The organism is Aeromonas aquatica (assembly GCF_000764655.1).
GTDB classification, from domain to species: domain Bacteria; phylum Pseudomonadota; class Gammaproteobacteria; order Enterobacterales; family Aeromonadaceae; genus Aeromonas; species Aeromonas aquatica.
Genome location: NZ_JRGL01000011.1, coordinates 1 through 20,187, shown reverse-complemented (window position 1 = coordinate 20,187; position 20,187 = coordinate 1). Strand labels below are relative to the sequence as shown.

Annotated in this window: 20 protein-coding genes; 19 read left to right on the top strand and 1 reads right to left on the bottom strand. The window is 58.3% G+C overall.

Translation table 11 applies throughout. The annotated features are described in order from the left end of the window. Positions 1 to 506 precede the first annotated feature (506 nt). From rppH to LG30_RS0102765, 8 genes are all read left to right on the top strand, one after another. Positions 507 to 1,046 carry an RNA pyrophosphohydrolase gene (gene rppH / locus LG30_RS0102800; protein WP_033129194.1) on the top strand — a complete coding sequence of 180 codons (540 nt, stop codon included), beginning with the start codon at positions 507 to 509 and terminating at the stop codon, positions 1,044 to 1,046. Positions 1,047 to 1,059: 13 nt separating this feature from the next. Further along, complete coding sequence (gene ptsP, locus LG30_RS0102795) at positions 1,060 to 3,339, top strand: phosphoenolpyruvate--protein phosphotransferase (RefSeq protein WP_033129193.1); 2,280 nt, start codon at positions 1,060 to 1,062, stop codon at positions 3,337 to 3,339. 66 nt (positions 3,340 to 3,405) lie between these two features. After that, the gene (gene lgt / locus LG30_RS0102790) at positions 3,406 to 4,233 is read left to right on the top strand and encodes a prolipoprotein diacylglyceryl transferase (RefSeq protein WP_033129192.1); all 828 of its coding nucleotides are present in this window, start codon (positions 3,406 to 3,408) and stop codon (positions 4,231 to 4,233) included. Next, the gene (thyA, locus tag LG30_RS0102785) at positions 4,230 to 5,024 is read left to right on the top strand and encodes a thymidylate synthase (RefSeq protein ID WP_033129191.1); all 795 of its coding nucleotides are present in this window, start codon (positions 4,230 to 4,232) and stop codon (positions 5,022 to 5,024) included. The genes lgt and thyA overlap by 4 nt, the downstream gene beginning before the upstream one ends. Before the next feature lie 340 nt (positions 5,025 to 5,364). Then, positions 5,365 to 6,555 carry a Na+/H+ antiporter NhaA gene (gene nhaA / locus LG30_RS0102780; protein ID WP_033129242.1) on the top strand — a complete coding sequence of 397 codons (1,191 nt, stop codon included), beginning with the start codon at positions 5,365 to 5,367 and terminating at the stop codon, positions 6,553 to 6,555. A 20-nt stretch (positions 6,556 to 6,575) separates the two neighbouring features. Beyond that, positions 6,576 to 6,956 (top strand): hypothetical protein, encoded by a 381-nt coding sequence (locus LG30_RS0102775; RefSeq protein WP_193354246.1) that lies wholly within the window; start codon positions 6,576 to 6,578, stop codon positions 6,954 to 6,956. After that, complete coding sequence (gene nhaR / locus LG30_RS0102770; protein ID WP_033129189.1) at positions 6,943 to 7,875, top strand: transcriptional activator NhaR; 933 nt, start codon at positions 6,943 to 6,945, stop codon at positions 7,873 to 7,875. The genes LG30_RS0102775 and nhaR overlap by 14 nt, the downstream gene beginning before the upstream one ends. Before the next feature lie 50 nt (positions 7,876 to 7,925). After that, complete coding sequence (locus tag LG30_RS0102765; RefSeq protein ID WP_033129188.1) at positions 7,926 to 8,228, top strand: ArsR/SmtB family transcription factor; 303 nt, start codon at positions 7,926 to 7,928, stop codon at positions 8,226 to 8,228. Between the two features lie 49 nt (positions 8,229 to 8,277). On the opposite strand, the gene rpsT is transcribed toward LG30_RS0102765, so the two are convergent. Beyond that, positions 8,278 to 8,541: a 30S ribosomal protein S20 gene (gene rpsT, locus LG30_RS0102760; RefSeq protein ID WP_033129187.1), complete on the bottom strand. Its 264-nt coding sequence runs from the start codon at positions 8,539 to 8,541 to the stop codon at positions 8,278 to 8,280. A 191-nt stretch (positions 8,542 to 8,732) separates the two neighbouring features. Here rpsT and murJ point away from each other — a divergent pair, with 191 nt between their 5' ends. The 11 genes from murJ to LG30_RS22465 all read left to right on the top strand — a co-directional run. Beyond that, positions 8,733 to 10,301, top strand: coding sequence for a murein biosynthesis integral membrane protein MurJ (gene murJ, locus LG30_RS0102755; protein ID WP_033129186.1), 1,569 nt, complete (start codon positions 8,733 to 8,735; stop codon positions 10,299 to 10,301). Positions 10,302 to 10,434: 133 nt separating this feature from the next. Continuing rightward, the gene (ribF, locus tag LG30_RS0102750; protein WP_033129185.1) at positions 10,435 to 11,409 is read left to right on the top strand and encodes a bifunctional riboflavin kinase/FAD synthetase; all 975 of its coding nucleotides are present in this window, start codon (positions 10,435 to 10,437) and stop codon (positions 11,407 to 11,409) included. Continuing rightward, the gene (gene ileS, locus LG30_RS0102745) at positions 11,409 to 14,270 is read left to right on the top strand and encodes an isoleucine--tRNA ligase (protein WP_033129184.1); all 2,862 of its coding nucleotides are present in this window, start codon (positions 11,409 to 11,411) and stop codon (positions 14,268 to 14,270) included. The genes ribF and ileS overlap by 1 nt, the downstream gene beginning before the upstream one ends. Continuing rightward, a complete protein-coding gene (lspA, locus tag LG30_RS0102740) occupies positions 14,270 to 14,785 on the top strand; it encodes a signal peptidase II (protein ID WP_033129183.1) in 516 nt (171 codons plus the stop codon). The genes ileS and lspA overlap by 1 nt, the downstream gene beginning before the upstream one ends. Next, positions 14,782 to 15,234 carry an FKBP-type peptidyl-prolyl cis-trans isomerase gene (gene fkpB / locus LG30_RS0102735; RefSeq protein ID WP_033129182.1) on the top strand — a complete coding sequence of 151 codons (453 nt, stop codon included), beginning with the start codon at positions 14,782 to 14,784 and terminating at the stop codon, positions 15,232 to 15,234. The genes lspA and fkpB overlap by 4 nt, the downstream gene beginning before the upstream one ends. 79 nt (positions 15,235 to 15,313) lie before the next feature. Beyond that, positions 15,314 to 16,249, top strand: coding sequence for a 4-hydroxy-3-methylbut-2-enyl diphosphate reductase (ispH, locus tag LG30_RS0102730; protein WP_033129181.1), 936 nt, complete (start codon positions 15,314 to 15,316; stop codon positions 16,247 to 16,249). Between the two features lie 110 nt (positions 16,250 to 16,359). After that, positions 16,360 to 16,767, top strand: coding sequence for a type IVa pilus pseudopilin TppA (gene tppA, locus LG30_RS0102725; RefSeq protein ID WP_033129180.1), 408 nt, complete (start codon positions 16,360 to 16,362; stop codon positions 16,765 to 16,767). Between the two features lie 3 nt (positions 16,768 to 16,770). After that, positions 16,771 to 17,334: a type IV pilus modification protein PilV gene (pilV, locus tag LG30_RS0102720; RefSeq protein ID WP_033129179.1), complete on the top strand. Its 564-nt coding sequence runs from the start codon at positions 16,771 to 16,773 to the stop codon at positions 17,332 to 17,334. After that, positions 17,331 to 18,335 carry a PilW family protein gene (locus LG30_RS0102715; protein WP_081965965.1) on the top strand — a complete coding sequence of 335 codons (1,005 nt, stop codon included), beginning with the start codon at positions 17,331 to 17,333 and terminating at the stop codon, positions 18,333 to 18,335. Before pilV ends, LG30_RS0102715 begins: the two co-directional genes overlap by 4 nt. Beyond that, positions 18,332 to 18,763, top strand: coding sequence for a type IVa pilus pseudopilin TppD (gene tppD / locus LG30_RS0102710; protein WP_033129178.1), 432 nt, complete (start codon positions 18,332 to 18,334; stop codon positions 18,761 to 18,763). The genes LG30_RS0102715 and tppD overlap by 4 nt, the downstream gene beginning before the upstream one ends. Before the next feature lie 11 nt (positions 18,764 to 18,774). Then, positions 18,775 to 20,187 (top strand): vWA domain-containing protein (locus LG30_RS22465; protein WP_476500312.1); only part of this gene is annotated, 1,413 nt, incomplete at its 3' end.

Here is a 20,187-nt window from a genome sequence, read left to right as displayed (position 1 = left end):
TATCCACAGAAATCTTGGATAACTGGCATAAAGTGATCATAGTGGCCCCTTCACCGGAAAAAAATGTGAGAGTGCACCGATTTTTCCCGCCATATCGGTGCAGATAATGCGCCAAGCTTGTGGATAAATCAGCCGTGATGGATCTTTGAGCAGTCGAACTTGTTCACAATCCGGGGGGAGGATCCTCGGTGGCAAAAGACATGGATCTTGATCCAGCATTTAAATATTAACTACATGTATTTAAATGAATATTTTGTTTAATGGCGAATGCGGTATGATAAGGAATAATTTGGTACCCCGGTATGAAACTACTGTATATACCCGTTTGATCACAGGCTTATGCACAGTCTGGGTGGGCAACTCATGGCGGCTGATCCTAGCGTTTGTTTATAACTTAGCTTGAAATGGCAAGTTATTCATGAATGGAAGATGACAGTCCTTGTTTGCCGCCACGGGGTGAATGTGGAACAATCTCTTTATAGATTCAGCCTTTATAAGGTGATCACGTGATAGATGGTGACGGATTTCGTCCCAATGTCGGCATCGTGATCTGTAACCGTGACGGACAAGTATTGTGGGCTAAGCGCTATGGGCAGCACTCCTGGCAGTTTCCGCAGGGGGGGGTTGATGATGGTGAGTCGCCGGAACAGGCCATGTATCGTGAGCTATACGAGGAGATAGGCCTCAAGCCCGAAGACGTGACCATCTTGGCGATCAGTCGCAACTGGCTGAAGTACCGCTTACCCAAACGACTCGTTCGCTGGGACAGTTCACCGGTCTGTATTGGCCAAAAGCAGAAATGGTTTTTGTTACAACTCGATCCGGGCAAAGAGTCCAGGATCCAGTTCGGTTGTCATGGTCACCCGGAATTCGATGATTGGCGTTGGGTCAGCTTCTGGTACCCGGTTCGTCAGGTCGTCTCCTTCAAGCGGGAAGTCTACCGCCGGGTGATGAAGGAGTTTGCCCCACTGGCCATGCCGGTGCCTGTGTTGGTGCAGGCGGGGCAGGCTAATCGGAAGGATGGGCGGCGTAACCGCTCGCGCTAAGGAGCACAACTAGTTGCTGACGGAACTCAGACGCATCGTCGAGAGCATGGCCGAGGCCAATACCCTCGAGCAGGCCTTGCAGGCATTGGTGAGCCAGACCCGGCTCGCCATGACGGTCGACTGCTGCTCCGTTTACGTCGCCGAACCCGAACTGCGGCGTTATCGACTGGCGGCCACCGATGGCCTGGCCGAGTCGGCGGTGGGCAAGGCCACGCTGCCGTTCGAGCAGGGCATCGTCGGTCTGGTGGGTCAGCGCGAAGAGTTGATCAACCTGGCCGATGCGCCTTCCCACCCCAGCTTCAAGTTCCTGCCCGACGTGGCCGAAGAGGCATTTCGCTCCTTCCTCGGCGCCCCCATCATGCATCAACGCCAGGTGGTGGGCATCCTGGTGGTACAGCAGAAAGAGAGTCGGCTGTTCGATGAGGGGGAAGAGTCCTTCATGGTCACGCTGGCGGCGCAGCTGGCGGCCCGCATCGCCCAGGCCCAGGCCAAGGGCTGGTTGCAGAAGACTGACTGGAGCAAGCCCCTGCGCGGCATTGCCGGCGCCAGCGGCATCGCCATCGCCAAGGCCTGGGTGTGGCGTCCGCGCAAGGCGCTCAATAGCATCACCCCGCGCAAAGACGAAGAGCATGGCAAGCAGCTGGCGCGCCTCGAGCTCGCGGTAGAAGAGGTGCGCCACGATCTGGAGAGCCTGGCGCTGCGTTTTCGCGAGAGCTACAGCCAGGACTCGGTCGCCATCTTCGACATCTATCTGCACCTGCTCAACGATCCCGGTTACATCAAGCCGATCCGCAACAAGGTCAGCAAGGAGCACTGGACCGCGATCTCTGCGGTCAAGCTCATCAGCGATCGCCTGATCGAGCAGTTCAAGGGGATGAAGGATCCCTACCTGCGGGAGCGTTCCGCCGATGTGAAGGACATCGCCCAGCGGCTCATCAGCCGCCTGGTGCAGGATGAGCCCGAACAACTCACCGTAGGGGAGCCCGTGGTACTGGTCGCCGATGAGGTGACTGCGACCATACTGGCCGAGATCCCGCGGGAGTTTCTGAGCGGGGTGGTGTCCCTCAAGGGCGGCACCAACTCCCATGCCGCCATCCTGGCACGGGCCATGGGGGTGGCCGCCATCATGGGGGTGGATCTGCCGCTCGGCGATATCGGTGGCCGCACCCTGGTGGTCGATGGCTACAGCGGCGATCTTTTCATCGAACCCAATCAGGTGATCCTGACCGAGTATCGGCAGCTGCTCAATGAGGAGCGGGAACTCGATACCCTGGTGCGCAGCGTCGACAACCTGCCCTCCGAGACGGCCGACGGCACGCCGGTGTCGCTGTTGCTGAACGCCGGCCTCAGTGCCGACACCGAGATATCCCTCAACCATTTGGCGGACGGGGTCGGGCTCTATCGCACCGAGATCCCCTTCATGCTGCAAGACAGCTTCCCCTCAGAATGGGAGCAGACTGCCCGCTACCGAGGCATCCTGGAGACCTATCGCGATCGGCCGGTGTGCATGCGCACCCTGGATGTGGGGGGGGATAAACAACTGCCTTATTTCCCCATCGTCGAAGAAAATCCTTTCCTTGGCTGGCGGGGGATCCGGCTCACCCTGGATCACCCTGAGCTCTTCCTGGTGCAGCTCAAGGCCATGCTGAGGGCGAGCGAGGGATTGGACAACCTGGCCATCATGCTGCCGATGATCAGCAGCGTGGGCGAGATCCGAGCCTCCCGCCGCTTGCTGGATCAGGCCTGGCGGGAAGTATCGGAAGAGGCGGCCAGCCGTAATGCATTGATCCGTTACCCCAGCCTCGGGGTGATGATAGAGGTGCCCTCCGCCCTCTATATCCTGCCGGAGATGGCCCCCCTCATCGATTTCTGGTCGGTGGGCAGCAACGATCTGACCCAGTATTTGCTGGCGGTGGATCGCAATAACGCCCGGGTCGCCAACATCTACGACGCCTTCCATCCAGCGGTGATCCGCGCCCTGCAACTGCTGGTCGATGCCTCCCATCGCTACCAGAAGCCGGTCTCGGTGTGCGGCGAACTGGCCGGGGATCCGGTGGGTGTGCTGTTGCTGCTGGCCATGGGCTATCGCCGCTTCAGCATGAATACCCACAACATTTCCCGCATCAAATACGTGCTGCGCCAATCCCATCTCGGCGAATTGACCAAGATACTGGCCGATGGCCTCAAGCACGACAACCCTCATGTGCTGCGCGGCCTGTTTGCGCGCTATCTGGAGGAGCACGGCCTCGGCGGTTTGCTGCGGGCCGGCCACAAGGCCAAGCTGCCAGATTGATATTCAGTCTTGTTCCTGCTGACGAATGATCGGAGAATGCGGCTTTTCTTATGATTGGGGCCGCACATGCAGCACGATGGATATTGGGTTTTCTCGCAGATTGATCCCGTAGCATTCAGTTTGGGACCACTATCGGTACGCTGGTATGGTCTCATGTACCTGTTTGGTTTCGCCTTCGCCATGTGGCTTGCGGGGCGTCGTGCCGATGCGCCGAACAGCGGCTGGACCCGTGAAGAGGTGTCGGATCTGCTGTTCTACGGCTTCCTCGGGGTGATCCTGGGCGGCCGCATTGGCTATGTGCTGTTCTATAACTTCGATCTCTTCCTGGCAGACCCCCTCTATCTGTTCAAGATCTGGACCGGCGGCATGTCGTTCCACGGTGGCTTGATCGGGGTCATCACGGCCATGTGCTGGTTTGCCCACAAGACCAAGCGCCACTTCTTTACCGTGGCCGACTTCGTGGCACCCCTGATCCCGTTCGGGCTGGGGGTGGGTCGCATCGGCAACTTCATGAATGGCGAGTTGTGGGGCCGGGTGACCGACGTGCCCTGGGCCATCATCTTCCCGGAAGCCGGCCCGGAGCCGCGCCATCCCTCCCAGCTCTATCAGTTCGCCCTGGAAGGGGTAGTGCTGTTCATCATCCTCAACCTGTTCTGGCGTAAAAATCCGCCACGAGGCGCCATCTCGGGCATGTTCCTGCTGTTCTACGGCCTGTTCCGCTTCCTGGTGGAGTTTGTGCGCCAGCCGGACAGCCAGCTCGGTCTCTACTTCCAGGAGATCAGCATGGGCCAGATCCTCTCTACCCCGATGATCATCATCGGTGCCATCATGATCTGGGTCGCCTACAAGCGGCCACAGCTGTTCGGTAATGTGGCGAAGGAGGCAAAGTCATGAGGGCTTATCTCGATCTGATGCAGAAGATCCTGGATGAGGGCACCGTCAAGTCCGACCGTACCGGCACCGGGACCGTCTCTCTGTTCGGCCATCAGATGCGCTTCAACCTGGCCGAGGGTTTCCCGCTGGTCACCACCAAGAAGTGTCACCTGCGCTCTATCATTCACGAGCTGCTCTGGTTCCTCAATGGCGACACCAATACCGCCTACCTGAAGGAACACGGCGTCAGCATCTGGGATGAGTGGGCCGACGAGCACGGCGATCTGGGCCCGGTCTACGGTGCCCAGTGGCGCTCCTGGCCGGCGGCCGATGGCGCCGTCATCGACCAGATCCAGCGGGCTGTGGAGGACGTCAAGCACAACCCGGATTCACGCCGCATCATCGTCTCGGCCTGGAACGTGGGTGAGCTGGACAAGATGGCGCTGGCCCCTTGCCACGCCTTTTTCCAGTTCTACGTGGCGGATGGCAAGCTCTCCTGCCAGCTCTACCAGCGCAGCTGTGACGTCTTCCTCGGCCTGCCGTTCAACATCGCGAGCTACGCACTGCTGACCCACATGGTGGCCCAGCAGTGTGATCTGGCGGTGGGTGACTTCGTCTGGACCGGCGGCGACGTGCATCTCTATTCGAACCACATGGAGCAGACCGCGCTGCAGCTCTCCCGCGAGCCGCGCCCCTTGCCGCAGTTGGTGATCAAGCGCCGGCCTGACTCCATCTTCGACTATCGCTTCGAGGACTTCGAGATCCAGGGCTACGATCCGCACCCCGGCATCAAGGCACCGGTCGCCATCTGACTCAGGTCGGGGCCCTCGCCGGCATCAAGATAGGGTACGACAGCACCTTATCGACAGGCACCCTCGGGTGCCTTTCTCATTTGTGGCTCATCCCCATCAGACCGTGGTGTGACCCCCTCCAGGCAACAGAACTGAGGGGATTCACTCAGCCAAAATATGAATTTCCATTCAAATTTATGAATGCCGCTGTGGCTTGAAAAAGCGAGTAAAAACGGGGTATAGCAGACTCGGCTATTTTTGCTTTCGGTTTTCTCGTTGTTAATGGCAGTTAGAAACGATTTTTCATTAACTCACTCCCGCTCTAGACTGAAAAAAATGCAATTTTATGGGTAGTCAGATCATGAGCGACGTAATCAAGAGATTTCTCAAGCTGGAGTCAGCCTCCGGAATTATTCTGATCCTGGCGGCCTTGTTGGCCATTGGCTTGGCCAACTCGGCCCTGGCTGATCACTATCGGGCCTTCCTGGATACGCCCGTGCAGGTGCGCATCGCCGCCCTCGACATCGACAAGCCGTTGCTGCTCTGGATCAACGATGGCTTCATGGCGATCTTCTTCCTGCTAGTCGGGCTGGAGGTCAAGCGTGAGATGCTGGAGGGGGCGCTCTCGTCCCGGGTGCAGGCGACCTTCCCGGCCATTGCCGCGGTGGGCGGCATGCTGGCACCGGCGCTGATCTACGCCTTCTTCAACTACTCGGACGATGTCGCCCGCGCTGGTTGGGCCATTCCGGCCGCGACCGACATCGCCTTCGCCCTCGGGGTGATGGCGCTGCTGGGCAAGCGGGTACCGGTGAGCCTGAAGGTGTTCCTGCTGGCGCTGGCCATCATGGATGACCTCGGGGTCATCATCATCATCGCCCTCTTCTATACCCAGCAGCTGTCGCTGACGGCACTGGCGGTCGGCATCCTGGCGATCCTGACCCTGCTGTGGATGAATCGCCGTGGCGAGGACAGGATCGGTCTCTACATGCTGGTCGGCCTGGTGCTCTGGGTGGCGGTGCTCAAATCCGGTGTCCATGCGACCCTGGCGGGCGTGGTACTGGGTTTCATGATCCCGCTTAACGGCAAGCGCTATGCCTCGCCGCTCAAGCATCTGGAGCATGTGCTGCATCCCTGGTGTGCCTACCTGATCCTGCCGCTGTTTGCCTTTGCCAACGCCGGGGTGTCGCTGGACGGGATCGGTCTGTCGGCCCTGCTAAGCCCGGTGCCGCTCGGCATCATGCTGGGGCTCTTCATCGGCAAGCCGCTCGGGGTATTCACCATCAGCTGGCTGGCGGTGAAGCTGGGCATCGCCCAGCTGCCGAGCGGGGTCAACTTCAAGCAGATCTTTGCGGTCAGCATCCTGTGCGGCATCGGCTTTACCATGTCGATGTTCATCGCATCGCTGGCGTTCGAGCATGGCGGATTGGATTACGGCAGTTACTCACGCCTCGGGATCCTGGTGGGATCCAGCCTGGCGGCCGTGGTCGGTTATCTCGCCCTGCGGATGTCGCTGCCCAACCGGGAGGCGGATCAGAGCACGGAGGGGTTATGAGAGGACTGGGATGGTTGATCATGCTGGCGAGCCCGACACTCTGGGCGGGCAGCCTGACGGATTGCCAGCAGGATGCGGCCTCGGTCGGCTGCTCGGCTTATCTCAACGGGGTGGTCGACGGTGCCCTGATGCTGGGGGAGCAACAAGCCAAGGCCAGGTTCGGTGAGACCTTTGCCGAGCGGGCCCTGAGCAGCCGGGCCGGGGAGCGGGTCAAGAAGTCCAACAAGCGCTATTGCGGGGAGCGGATGCCGGAGCCGGCTGCACTCAAGCTCAGCCTGCAGGCGCAGTTCGATGCGAACAAGGTTGACTCGATCAGCGACATGTATGACATTCTGGCGGTTGAACTCAGCTGCTACCGGAGCCCGCCTGGCGCGGGAACCCCATCGGATGTCACACCTTAATTACAATCATCTCTATTACTTTTGGATGACGCAGAAGAAGGGCTCCGTCACGCAAGCGGCGGAAGCCCTCTTCTTGACTCCGCAGACGGTCACCGGCCAGATCAAGCTGCTGGAGCAGCGGCTCGGTGGCAAGTTGCTGATGCGCAAGGGGCGTTCTCTCGAGGCCACCGAGCTCGGCCAGTTGGTATTCCGCTATGCCGACAAGATGTTCAGCCTCTCCTACGAGATGCTGGATATCGTCAACTACCGCAAGGAGAGCCAGATTCTGTTCGACGTCGGCATCGCCGATGCGCTCTCCAAACGCCTCGCCAGCCGGGTATTGCTCTCGGTCATCCCCAACGACGGTTCCATCCACCTGCGCTGCTTCGAATCGACCCACGAGCTGCTGCTGGAGCAACTGAGCGAGCACAAGCTCGACATGATCCTCTCCGACTGCCCGGTGGATTCCAGCCAGCATGCGGGCCTGCTCTCCAAGCGGCTCGGTGGCTGCGGTGTCAGCTTCTTCTGCAAAGCGCCCCTGCCTTCGCTGCCGTTCCCCGCCTGTCTGGAGGAGCGCAAGCTGCTCATTCCCGGCCGCCGCACCGCCATGGGCCGCCAGCTGACCCACTGGTTCGAGCAGCAGGGTATCTCTCCCAGCATCCTGGGGGAGTTCGACGATGCGGCGCTGATGAAGGCATTCGGCTTCTTCAATCAGGGCATCTTCATGGCGCCGACCATCTATCGGGAGGAGATCTTGGAGGGAGAGGGAGTCATGCTGCTGGGGGAAACCCAGGATCTGATGGAAGAGTATTACGTCATCTTTGCCGAGCGCATGATCCAACATCCTGCGGTGAAACGGGTGTGCGAGAGCGATTTCTCCTTCTTGTTTGCCGGGCAGGAGGATTTTACCGCTATCCAGCCGGCGCCCCTGTCGTTTTAAATGGAAGGGGCAAGGGGGTATTATGCCTGCCTTGCAGGAGAGGGAATGAGATGCAGCTGGAAGAGATGGAGGCGAATGCCGGGCGCGCGGTGACTCTGCTCAAGGCGCTGGCCAATGAACGGCGCTTGTTCATTCTGTGTCAGTTGCTGGAGCGGGAGCTCTCGGTGGGGGAAATTAACGAGGTGCTCAGGTTGAGCCAATCGGCCCTGTCACAACATTTGGCGGTGCTGCGGCGCGATGAGCTGGTGACGACGCGAAAGGAGGCCCAGACGGTCTACTATTCGCTGCGCAGCCATGAGGTGCGCGAAATGATAGGGCTGCTGCACAGGCTTTACTGCAGCGCAGAGAAATAAAAAACCGGCCCTAGGGCCGGTTTTTTGAGCTTTATACAGCCGAAGCTGCTTAAGCCATAGCTTTGATCTGGGCAGACAGGCGGCTCTTGTGACGAGCAGCTTTGTTCTTGTGGATCAGGCCTTTGGTAGCCATACGATCCATGATCGGCTGGGCAACAGCGAAAGCGGCAGTGGCAGCAGCCTTGTCGCCAGAAGCGATGGCAGCAATTACTTTCTTCAGATAGGTACGGGTCATGGAACGACGGCTGGCGTTGTGTTGACGACGTTTCTCTGACTGAATCGCGCGCTTCTTAGCAGATTTGATATTAGCCAAGGTAAAACTCCTAAAACTGTCTTAGCGAGTGTATTGAAAAGGCCCGGAAATATGCCCTTCCAACCACATATTGTCAAATGATTTGTGCAAATAAACACCGCCCCCCGGTGGTGTGTCAGTTGGGAGGCGGTTAAACTGTCGGCCGATTCTACCAGCATTCTTTCCATTCTGACAGTTCCAGAGGCTTCGTCTTGAGTAAGAAATTGATCAAATCCGGCATGATAGTGTCCGCAATGACGCTGGCGTCCCGTGTGATGGGCCTGGTTCGCGATGTGGTCATCGCCAACCTGCTCGGCGCCGGGATGGCCGCAGACGTCTTCTTTTTCGCCAACCGCATTCCCAACTTCCTGCGTCGCCTGTTCGCCGAAGGGGCCTTCAACCAGGCTTTCGTGCCGGTGATGACGGAGTACAAGAAGAAGGGTAATGAGGATGAGGTGCGTGAATTGCTGGCTGCGGTGGCGGGGACCCTGGGTGGCATAGTCACCGTCGTCACCCTGCTCGGGGTACTGGGCTCGGGGGTATTGACCGCCCTGTTTGGCTGGGGCTGGTTCTGGGACTGGCTGCATGGCGGCCCGGCGGCCGAGAAGTTCGAGCTGGCCAGCCTGATGCTCAAGATCACCTTCCCCTATCTCTGGTTCATTACCTTTACCGCCATGGCGGGGGCCATCCTCAACACCTACGGCCGCTTCGCCGTCTCTTCCTTTACTCCGGTGTTCCTCAACCTCACCATGATTGCGGCCGCCTGGTGGATAGCGCCCTTGATGGACAATCCCGAAATCGCGCTGGCGATCGGGGTCTTCCTCGGGGGGCTGGTGCAGTTCCTGTTCCAGTATCCTTTCCTGCGCCAGATGAACATGCTGGTGTGGCCCAAGTGGGGTTGGCATCACCCCGGGGTCGTCAAGATCCGCACACTGATGATCCCGGCGCTGTTTGGCGTTTCGGTCAGCCAGATCAACTTGCTGATCAACACCATGCTCGCCTCTTTCCTGGCGACCGGTGCTATCAGCTACCTCTATTACTCGGATCGGCTGCTGGAGTTCCCGCTAGGCCTGTTTGCGGTCGCCATCAGCACGGTGATCCTGCCGGCACTGGCGAAGAAGCACGTGGATGCGGATCTCGCCGACTTCTCCCGCACCATGGACTGGGGGGTGCGGATGGTGATGCTGCTGGGCCTGCCCGCCATGGTGGGGATCGCCGTGTTGCGCGAGCCCATCCTGCGGGTGCTGTTCATGCGCGGGGAGTTCGGCCTGCACGAGGTCAGCATGTCCAGCGCCAGCCTGCTGGCCTCCACCACGGGCCTGCTCTCCCTGATGTTGATCAAGGTGCTGGCCCCCGGTTACTACGCCCGCCAGGACACCCGAACCCCGGTGCGGATCGGGGTGATGGCCATGGTGGCCAACATGGTGTGCAACCTCATCTTCATCTATCCGCTCGGCTATGTGGGGCTGGCGCTCGCCACCGCCTGCTCCGGCACCCTGAACGCGGCCCTGCTGTTCAAGGGACTCTATGAGCAGAAGGTCTACCGGCCGTCCCGCGAGACCGGGGTGTTTTGCCTCAAGTTGCTGGCGGCGACCCTGCTGATGGGGGGCCTGCTTGCGTACCTCTCGCCGGATCTCGCCCAATGGGGGGCTTGGAGCATGGGCAAGGCCAGCCTGGAGCTGACTCTGCTGCTCTGCCTCGGCGGGGCCCTGTACGGGATAGTCCTGCTGGTGCTCGGCATTCGACCGAGGCACCTGAAATCGGGTCAGCAGCAGGACTGATCCTGCTGTTTCGTGCGGGATCGCTGGCGTCAGCATTTGAGCAAGATACCTGAAATCGGGCGGGGAGGGCTGACCCTGCCTGCCGCCTGATATATAATCCGCCGATTTCCCGGCAGCAACGCACAAGGCACTGATGGAGCTTATTCGCGGCATTCACAATATCAAGCCCCGTCATCGGGGCTGTGTATTGACCATAGGTAACTTCGATGGGGTTCATCAGGGGCACCACGCTGTGCTGGCTCGGCTGCAGGAAAAAGCCACCGAGCTGGGCCTGCCCGCCTGCGTCATGCTGTTCGAACCCCAGCCCCTTGAGCTGTTTGCCGGGGCTGATGCCCCTGCTCGCCTCAGCCGCTGGCGTGAGAAGTACGAGGCGCTCAGGGGGATGCGGATCGATCGCATGCTGTGCGTGCACTTCACCCATCGTTTCGCCGAGCAGACGGCCAACGCCTTCATCGAGCAGCTGTTGGTGGAAAAACTCGGCGTGCACTATCTGGTGGTGGGGGATGATTTTCGCTTCGGCCGCGGCCGGGAAGGGGACTTCCACCTGCTGGAAGCGGCGGGACGCCGCTACGGTTTCGAGGTAATCAGCACTCAAAGCTTCCAGATCGAACGTCAGCGGATCAGCAGCACCTTGGTGCGCGAGGCCCTGAAGGCGGGCCGGATGGCGGAGGTGGAGCTGATGCTTGGCCGCCCCTACGCCATCAGCGGTCGGGTCGCCCACGGCGACAAGCTGGGCCGTACCATAGGTTTTCCCACTGCCAATCTGGCCCTCAAGCGGCAGGTGATCCCGGTCGGTGGCGTGTTCGCGGTGGAAGTGTTATGTTCCGGCAAGACCTTCCCCGGCGTTGCCAACGTGGGCGTACGGCCGACCTTGAGCGGCACACAAGCCAGATTGGAAGTACATTTATTTGATTTTTCTGGTGATCTATATGGTCAGCAGGTCAAGGTGCTGCTTCGCCACAAGCTGCGCGAAGAGCAGAAATTTGCCTCTTTCACCGCCTTGAAAGAGCAGATCGAACGAGATGCCCTGGCGGCCCGAGCCTGGTTCGGGCTGCCACCATTCAATTTACCCAGCACTCTTTTAGCAAAGAAGGGAACCCAGGACTGATGAGCGACTATAAACACACCCTGAATCTGCCGGAAACCGAGTTTCCGATGCGTGGCGATCTGGCCAAGCGCGAACCCAACATGCTGAAGCGTTGGTACGATCAGGATCTTTACGGCGCTATTCGCCGCGCCAAAGCGGGCAAGCCTTCGTTCATTCTGCATGACGGCCCTCCCTACGCGAACGGCAGCATTCACATCGGTCACTCGGTCAACAAGATCCTCAAAGACATCATCATCAAGTCCAAGGGCCTCTCCGGTTTCGATTCCCCCTATGTGCCGGGCTGGGATTGCCATGGTCTGCCCATCGAGCTTAAGGTCGAGGGGCTCGTCGGCAAGCCTGGTGTGAAGGTCTCTGCCGCCGAATTCCGCGCCGAGTGCCGCAAATATGCCAAGACCCAGATCGAAGCGCAGAAGACCGACTTCATCCGTCTGGGCGTGCTGGGTGACTGGGAACATCCCTACCTGACCATGGACTTTGGCACCGAAGCGAACATCATCCGCTCCATGGCCAAGATCGTCGAGAACGGCCACCTGCACAAAGGCTCCAAGCCGGTGCACTGGTGTACCGACTGCGGCTCCGCCCTGGCGGAAGCCGAGGTGGAGTATTACGACAAGAACTCCCCCTCCATCGACGTGCGCTTCAAGGCCGTCGATGAGGCGACTGTGGCTGCCAAGTTTGACTGCCCTGAAGGTCACACCGGCCGTGGCCCGCTCTCTGCCGTGATCTGGACTACCACCCCCTGGACCCTGCCGGCCAACCGCGCCATCGCCATGCACGCCGACTTGGACTATGCCCTGGTGCAGGTGGAAGGGGATAACCCCGAGCGCCTGATCCTGGCCGCCGAGCTGGTCAAGGATGTGATGGACCGCGCTGGCATCGAGAAGTACCACAATCTGGGTTATGCCAAGGGGGCAGCGCTCGAGCTGCTGCGCTTCAACCACCCCTTCTACCACTTCGATGTGCCCGTTGTGCTGGGTGATCATGTCACCCTGGATGCCGGTACCGGCGCCGTGCACACGGCCCCTGGTCACGGTCAGGAAGACTTCGTGGTCGGCCAGAAGTACGGTCTGGAAGTCGCCAACCCGGTGGGCAGCAACGGCGTTTACCTGCCGGATACCGAGCTGTTCGCCGGCCAGCACGTATTCAAGGCCAATGCCTCTGTCGTCGAGGTGTTGACCGAGCGCGGTGCCCTGCTGCACCACAAGGTGTTCAACCACTCCTATCCGCATTGCTGGCGTCACAAGACCCCCATCATCTTCCGTGCCACCCCGCAGTGGTTCATCAGCATGGAGCAGAAGGGGCTTCGCAAGCAGGCTCTTGCCGAGATCGAGCGCATCGAGACCGATGGCATCGCCCAGCATGGCCAGAGCGGCTGGGTGCCGGCCTGGGGCAAGAACCGTATCCAGGCCATGGTCGAGAACCGCCCTGACTGGTGCATCTCCCGTCAGCGCACCTGGGGTGTGCCCATCTCCCTGTTCGTTCACAAGGAGACCCAGCAGTTGCACCCGGAATCCGTGCGCCTGATGCACGAAGTCGCCAAGCGGGTCGAGCAGTCTGGCATCCAGGCCTGGTGGGATCTGGACAAGGCCGAGCTGCTTGGCAGCGACGCCGACTTGTACGACAAGGTGCCCGATACCCTGGACGTCTGGTTCGACTCAGGTTCGACCCACTCCTCAGTAGTGGATGCCCGCCCCGAGTTCAACGGCAAGTCGGCCGACATGTATCTGGAAGGCTCCGACCAGCACCGTGGCTGGTTCATGTCCTCCCTGATGATCGGCGTGGCCATGAAGAACAAGGCCCCCTACAACCAGGTGCTGACCCACGGTTTCACCGTGGATGGTCAGGGCCGCAAGATGTCCAAGTCCATCGGCAACGTGGTCAGCCCGCAGGACGTGATGAACAAGCTCGGCGCCGACATCCTGCGGCTGTGGGTTGCCAGCACCGACTACACCGGTGAGATGACCGTCTCCGACGAGATCCTCAAGCGCTCCGCCGATGCCTATCGTCGCATCCGCAACACCGCCCGCTTCCTGCTGGCGAACCTGAACGGCTTCAATCCGGCGACCGACATGGTGGCTCCGGCCGACATGGTGGTGGTGGATCGTTGGGCCGTGGGTCGTGCCAAGGCGGTACAGGCCGAGATCGTGACCGCGTTCGACGAGTACAACTTCCACGGTGTGACCCAGAAGCTGATGCAGTTCTGCTCCATCGAGATGGGCTCCTTCTACCTGGACGTGATCAAGGACCGTCAGTACACCGCCAAGGCCGACAGCCTGGCCCGTCGCTCCTGCCAGACCGCTCTGTATCACATCGTCGAGGCCATGGTGCGCTGGATGGCACCCATCATGAGCTTTACCGCCGACGAGATCTGGGCCCTGTTGCCGGGCGAGCGCGGCGAGTTCGTGTTCACCGAGGAGTGGTATGACGGCCTGTTCGGGCTGGATGCCGGCGAGCAGATGGGCGATGCCTTCTGGGCCGAGATCCTGGAAGTCCGGGGTGAGGTCAACAAGGCGCTGGAAGCGGCCCGTGGTGAGAAGCGCATCGGCGGCTCCCTGCAGGCCGAGCTGACCCTGTTCGCCAAACCGGCACTGGCGACCCGCCTGAACGCCCTGGCCGATGAGCTGCGCTTCGTGCTGCTCACCTCCAAGGCCAAGGTGGTGGTCGCTGATGCGGCGCCGGAAGGCGCCGTCGCCACCGAGCGCGACGATCTGTGGCTGAGCGTGGCTCAGTCTGCCGCCGCCAAGTGCGATCGTTGCTGGCACCATGTGGAAGACGTGGGCACCATCAAGGGTCACGAAGAGATCTGTGGCCGCTGCGTCACCAACGTCGAGGGTGACGGCGAAACGCGTCAATTTGCCTGATGAACATGACTCATAACGCTATTCATAACAAAACGGGCCTGCGTTGGCTGTGGCTGGCGGTGCTGACCTTCGTGCTGGATCAGGGGAGCAAGCTCGCCGTGGTCAAGCTGCTGCCGTTTGGCTACCCGGGGGTGGAGATCACCCCCTTCTTCAACCTGGTGCACGTCTACAACAAGGGGGCGGCATTCAGCTTCCTGGCCGATCAGGGGGGCTGGCAGCGCTGGTTCTTCGCGGTGCTGGCGTTTGCCATCTGTGGCCTGCTGATTCACTGGTTGCGCAAGCAGTCTGTCACCCAGCGCTGGAGTGGCATCGCCTACTCCCTGATCATCGGCGGGGCCCTTGGTAACGTGTTCGATCGGCTGGTGCTTGGCCACGTGGTCGACTTCCTCGACTTCTACTGGCAGCGCGCCCATTGGCCGGCGTTCAACCTGGCCGACAGCTTCATCTTCATCGGCGCCGCCATGATAGTGCTGGAAGGCTTTCGCAGTGAGAAAAAGAAGGAAGAGACGGCATGAGCCAGATCATCGGCGCTGACAGCAGCGTGCTGTTTCACTTTTCTATCAAGCTGGAAGATGGTTCGGTTGCCGACAGCACGGCGCTGCACGGCAAGCCGGCCCGCCTGCGGATGGGGGATGGTAGCCTGACCGACAGCTTCGAACAGTGCTTGCTGGGCCTGCAGCAGGGTGAAGCCAAGAGTTTCACCTTGAGCCCGGAGCAGGCCTTCGGCCTCTCCAATCCGGACAACATCTACCATCTGGATCGCGCCAAGTTCGGCGCCGATGTGGAACCCAAGGTCGGCACCATCATGGTCTTCGATCAGCCCAATGGCAGCGAGCTGCCCGGCATCATCCGGGCGGTGGAAGGCATGTCGGTGACTGTCGATTTCAATCACCCACTGGCCGGTCATACCGTCACCTTCGAGGTGGAGATCTTGGCCGTCGATGACGAGGAGAAGGTGCACTGATGGATATCCTGCAGGCTTACCCCCGTGGCTTCTGTCGTGTTGGCATCGATCGTGTCATTAATATGAGCGAGGTGATCTGATGGATATTCTACTCGCCAATCCACGCGGCTTTTGTGCTGGTGTCGATCGTGCCATCAGCATCGTCGAGAGCGCGTTGGAGAAGTTTGGTGCCCCCATCTATGTGCGCCACGAAGTAGTGCACAACCGCTATGTGGTGAACAAGCTCAAAGAAGCGGGCGCCGTGTTCGTCGAGGAGTTGGACGAGGTGCCGGACGACAGCATCGTTATCTTCTCCGCTCACGGCGTCGCCAAGTCGGTGCGTGAGATGGCCAAGTCCCGCGCCCTCAAGGTGTTCGATGCCACCTGCCCGCTGGTGACCAAGGTGCATATGGAAGTCCACCGTGCCAGCCGCAAGGGATCCGAGGCCGTGCTCATCGGCCACGCCGGCCACCCTGAGGTGATCGGCACCATGGGTCAGTACGAGAACCGCGAGGGGGGGATGTATCTGGTGGAGACGCCGGAGGACGTGGCCAAGCTCAGCGTGAAGAACCCGGACGACCTCTGCTTCGTCACCCAGACTACCCTGAGCGTGGATGAAACCTCGGACGTCATCGATGCCCTGCGCAAGCACTTCCCCAGGATCCAGGGGCCGCGCAAGGACGACATCTGCTACGCCACCCAGAACCGTCAGGATGCGGTACGGGAGATGGCGGGACTGGTGGATGCCATGCTGGTGGTCGGTTCGCGCAACTCCTCCAACTCCAATCGCCTGCGGGAGCTGGCCGAGAAGGTGGGAGCGCGTGCTTACCTTATCGACGACGCCTCCATGATAGAGCCGCAGTGGTTGGAAGGGGTTCTGCGCATTGGCGTGACGGCAGGCGCTTCTGCCCCCGACATCCTGGTACAGAACGTCATCGCCCGCCTGCGTGAGCTGGGCGGCAAGATAGTGACAGAGCACCCGGGGCGTGAAGAAAACGTCGTGTTCGAGGTACCGCCCGAGCTTAGAATTATTTAAATGTGGCCAGGATGGCCTAAGAATAAAGTGCGATGTTTCTGATGCCGGATTTGTTGTTGCGACCTATCCGGCATTAGACTGTCAAGACAACCAGTCACCAAGGATGGGATATGATTGGGCTCTATCGAGGCTTTTCTCTTATTGAATTGATGATTGTCGTCGCAATTGTGGCGATTCTTGGTGCTATTGCCTATCCCTCCTATCAACGCTATCTGCTGACCAGTCACCGTGTTGAAGCCAAAAAAATGCTGTTGGATGCTGCCAACAGACAAGAAACCTTTTTTATGGACTTCAACCAATATGCTGCATCTAGTGCTGCGCTGAATATCTCCGATAACTCAGATTCTGGTTTTTATCATCTGGTGATCTCGGCTGCCGGCAATACATTTACCATGTTTGCAACGGCCTCAGGAGCACAAGGTTCTGATAGCGATTGCATTATTTTCTCCATCGATCAGAACGGAACCCGCAGTGCCACCCGGCTTGGCAATACCACCAACAACGCCTGCTGGGATTAACCAATGAAACTGAATCGCCGTTTTAATCAAACTGGATTCAGCCTGCTGGAAGTAATGATCGCGGCGGTGGTGCTCTCCTTTGGTCTGCTTGGCCTGGTGGCTATGCAGGCGACGGCCAAGTTTGCTGGTTATGAGGCACGCCAGCGCACCATTGCCAGCTGGCTGGCCAACGATCTGGTGGAGCGTGCCCGGATCAACAAAGACAGCTGGTCTGCCCAAGGAACGACCGTCGTATCCGGTAACGCGATATTGAGTATGCCGAACTGCGCCAACGTCGATGGCACCATGTCGGGTTGCAGTCGCAGCGATCGACAAGCGCTCGATCTCTACTATTGGCAACGCTCCCTGCTGGGGACCGCTGTCTCCGGCTCGGTATCCTCCCTGCAAGCCCCCACCGGTTGCGTGATCCGGGGGGTTAATAACAGCCTGACGGTGGGGATTTTCTGGCGTGGCCGTCAGTCCCTGTTTGATGGGGCAAGCGCAGCAGCTGCAGTGCAAAACAGCTGTGGACTGAGTACGGTAACAGATCGTCAGAGGCGTCAGTTTGTACTGACGACCACATTATGAAAGCCCATGGCTTTACCCTGATCGAGTGGCTGATCGCCATGTTGATCGGTGTGTTTCTGGTGGGGGGCGGCCTGAGCATCTTCGTGGCGTCCCGTGCGACCACCGAGGACTCCTTCGATCAAAGTGAATTGCAGGAAAATGGCCGTATCGCCATGCGCCTGCTCACCCAGGACCTGAAATGGGCCGGCTTCTGGGGGGACTATACCGGTTCGCCTATGGCGGAAGGACAAGGAGTTACCTTGAGCAGTGGATCTGCTGTGACAGCATCGAATGACTGTCTAGATAATTTGGGGCAGGGTAGTCTACCGCCCAGTGTAGGAACAAATAGGACAAATAGATCGATCTGGGTAACACGAATTGACAACAATAAAGCGATTGTCGGAGGTGCATTTTCCTGTATTCCTGTGACCTCACGAATCGCCAATACGGATGTCATCAGCATCAAACGGCTGATTGGTCTTCCTCTGGCCGATGCAGCCGCTACTGCCAATCGCTTTTATCTCGCCACGACGACACAGACTGCCCAGATGTTCAAGGGCGGAGAAACGATACCCACTATGCCGTCGGAGCGTCAACTCTGGGAATACCAGCATTTTATCTATTACCTGTCCCCTAATGCTGCCGGTAATCCTGAATTGAGGAAACGTTATTTGACCGCAAATGGTGGCTCTGTACTGATTTCCGGCCCCATGGCCGAGGGAATTGAAAGAATGACGGTTTTGTTTGGCGTTGACGACAGCTTGGTGCCGGATGGAGTCATTGATCGTTATGTTGCTACCAACAATGTCACTGAACAGGAATGGAGTGAGGGGCGGGTCGTAGCTGCTCGGGTCTTTATCTTGGTGCGTTCTCTACAACCATCCAGCAGCTATGTGAATAACAACGTCTATCAGGTTGGCAGTACTAGCGTATCGGGCAATGGGGATGGTTTTCGGCGCTTGTTACTGGAAACTAGTGTGTCACTACGCAACCTAGCAGTGATGGCTGGGGGTGGGGCATGAGAAGTCAGCGTGGTGTCGCCCTGATTGTCGCCTTGATCATTCTGGTCCCCCTGACCCTGATTGCCGTGGTGGTGATGCAATCATCGGGACAGGATCTCAAGATGGCGGGGGCGGCAGCCAGCTTTCGGCAGGCAGAGCACCGGCTCGAGGGCATTATTGAGGCGGCGATGCAGAGCAACAATTTCTCGACACTGATCGCCAATATGGGGGCCAGTGCAGCTATCAACGTCAATAGCAGCAATGTCTCTGCAGCCGTAGCCCTCACGAATCGCACCGAAACTATTTGCAAACGCAAGGTCGATGCCAGTAGTAACAATGTGATTCCTGTTTGTAAATATGTCGAGCTGCAGGCAAATGTGAATTATGGAAAATATTCCCGTCCCTTGAATTGGGCTGCGGGTGTAGAACAGCCACTGCTCACCAAATAGGAGCGAAGGATATGTGGTTACGTCAACTTGGAATGACACTCGGCTGGTTCGGCATGGTGCTGGCTGCGACGATGGTAAAAGCCGATGATACCGAGCTTTTTATTTATGACTTCAACAAAGCAGGGGATTTTAGACCCAAGGTTTTGCTGATTTTTGATAATTCAGGCAGTATGGCTGATACAATGGAACAGATTAAAGAGGTCTATAATCCTGCCACCGTCTATCCTGCATTGAGTAATGATCCTGACTCTGGAAATAGTAAAAAATATATTTATTTTTCCACAGACGGTAGCATCCCTGCCATCAACAGTACCAAACGTTTTTCCGATAAGTTGAACGCCTGCGCTACCTCAAAAACACCATTGTCAAATATTGGATATTTTCAGTCTCAAGTATGGAGTTATGAAGTTAATAATGGTACCCCTCCTGGAAGGGGACGTGGAGCTTGGTATTCTCTAAGTGGGTACCAAGAAAGTAACATAGCTCTTGTTGATTGCAAACAAGATGTGACAGCGAGTAATTCTGCTAACCCTTATACAGGTTCATGGTCCGTAGGTACAGGATACCCAGTGGACAAAACCAGTAATAACCAAGGAACATGGTTTTATACCGCTGCTACGAAAGACGCGGTCAATGCAAGTAATACGGCTGTGACTCTTTATTCAGCTAATTATGTTCGTTGGTATTATGGTCCAACCGGCTATTCAGTACAGTCTCGGCTTCGTATTGCCAAGGATGCAGTAAAAGGCTTGATCTCCTCCACCCCTGGAGTAGATTTTGGTTTGGCTATATTCAACCGAAATGATGATACGAATAACAATGGCGGGCGTATTATCAGGGATATCCTTGGCAGTGAAATTACATTGAGCAATGGTAAAACAGGGGAGCAAGATCTATTGGACAGAGTCGAAGGATTAACGGCCAGTACTAATACGCCACTCTGTGAGACATTGCGGGAAGCATACCAGTTCTTCGGCAACAAAGCCGTTGTTTATGGTTTGCAAGGCAGCCCGAGAGATACAACAGCCGAGAGCCCGAGTGGTACCTATCAGGCTCCCTACGATAATTGCTCAAATAATGGCTATGTCATCTATATTACCGATGGCGAGCCGACTCAGGACTCTGCGTCAGATACCTTTGTACAGGGACTGATTAATACACTGTCGACTGATGAAAAGGCCGCTTACGGTACGACAGTAGCCTATGGATCTGGCAGAACCAAGCCAACCAGCTATCTGGCCGCACTGGCTGGCTATATGAAACATAAGGATGTTAATTCAGTTTCCCCCGGAACCCAAACAGTTACCACCTTTACTGTAGGTTTTGGGGATGAGGCAATCAGTGGCGCCGGTAACTTGCTGGCCGAAACGGCCCGTCGTGGCGGCGGCGTATATTATCCGGCCACTAATGCGTCAGCATTAACT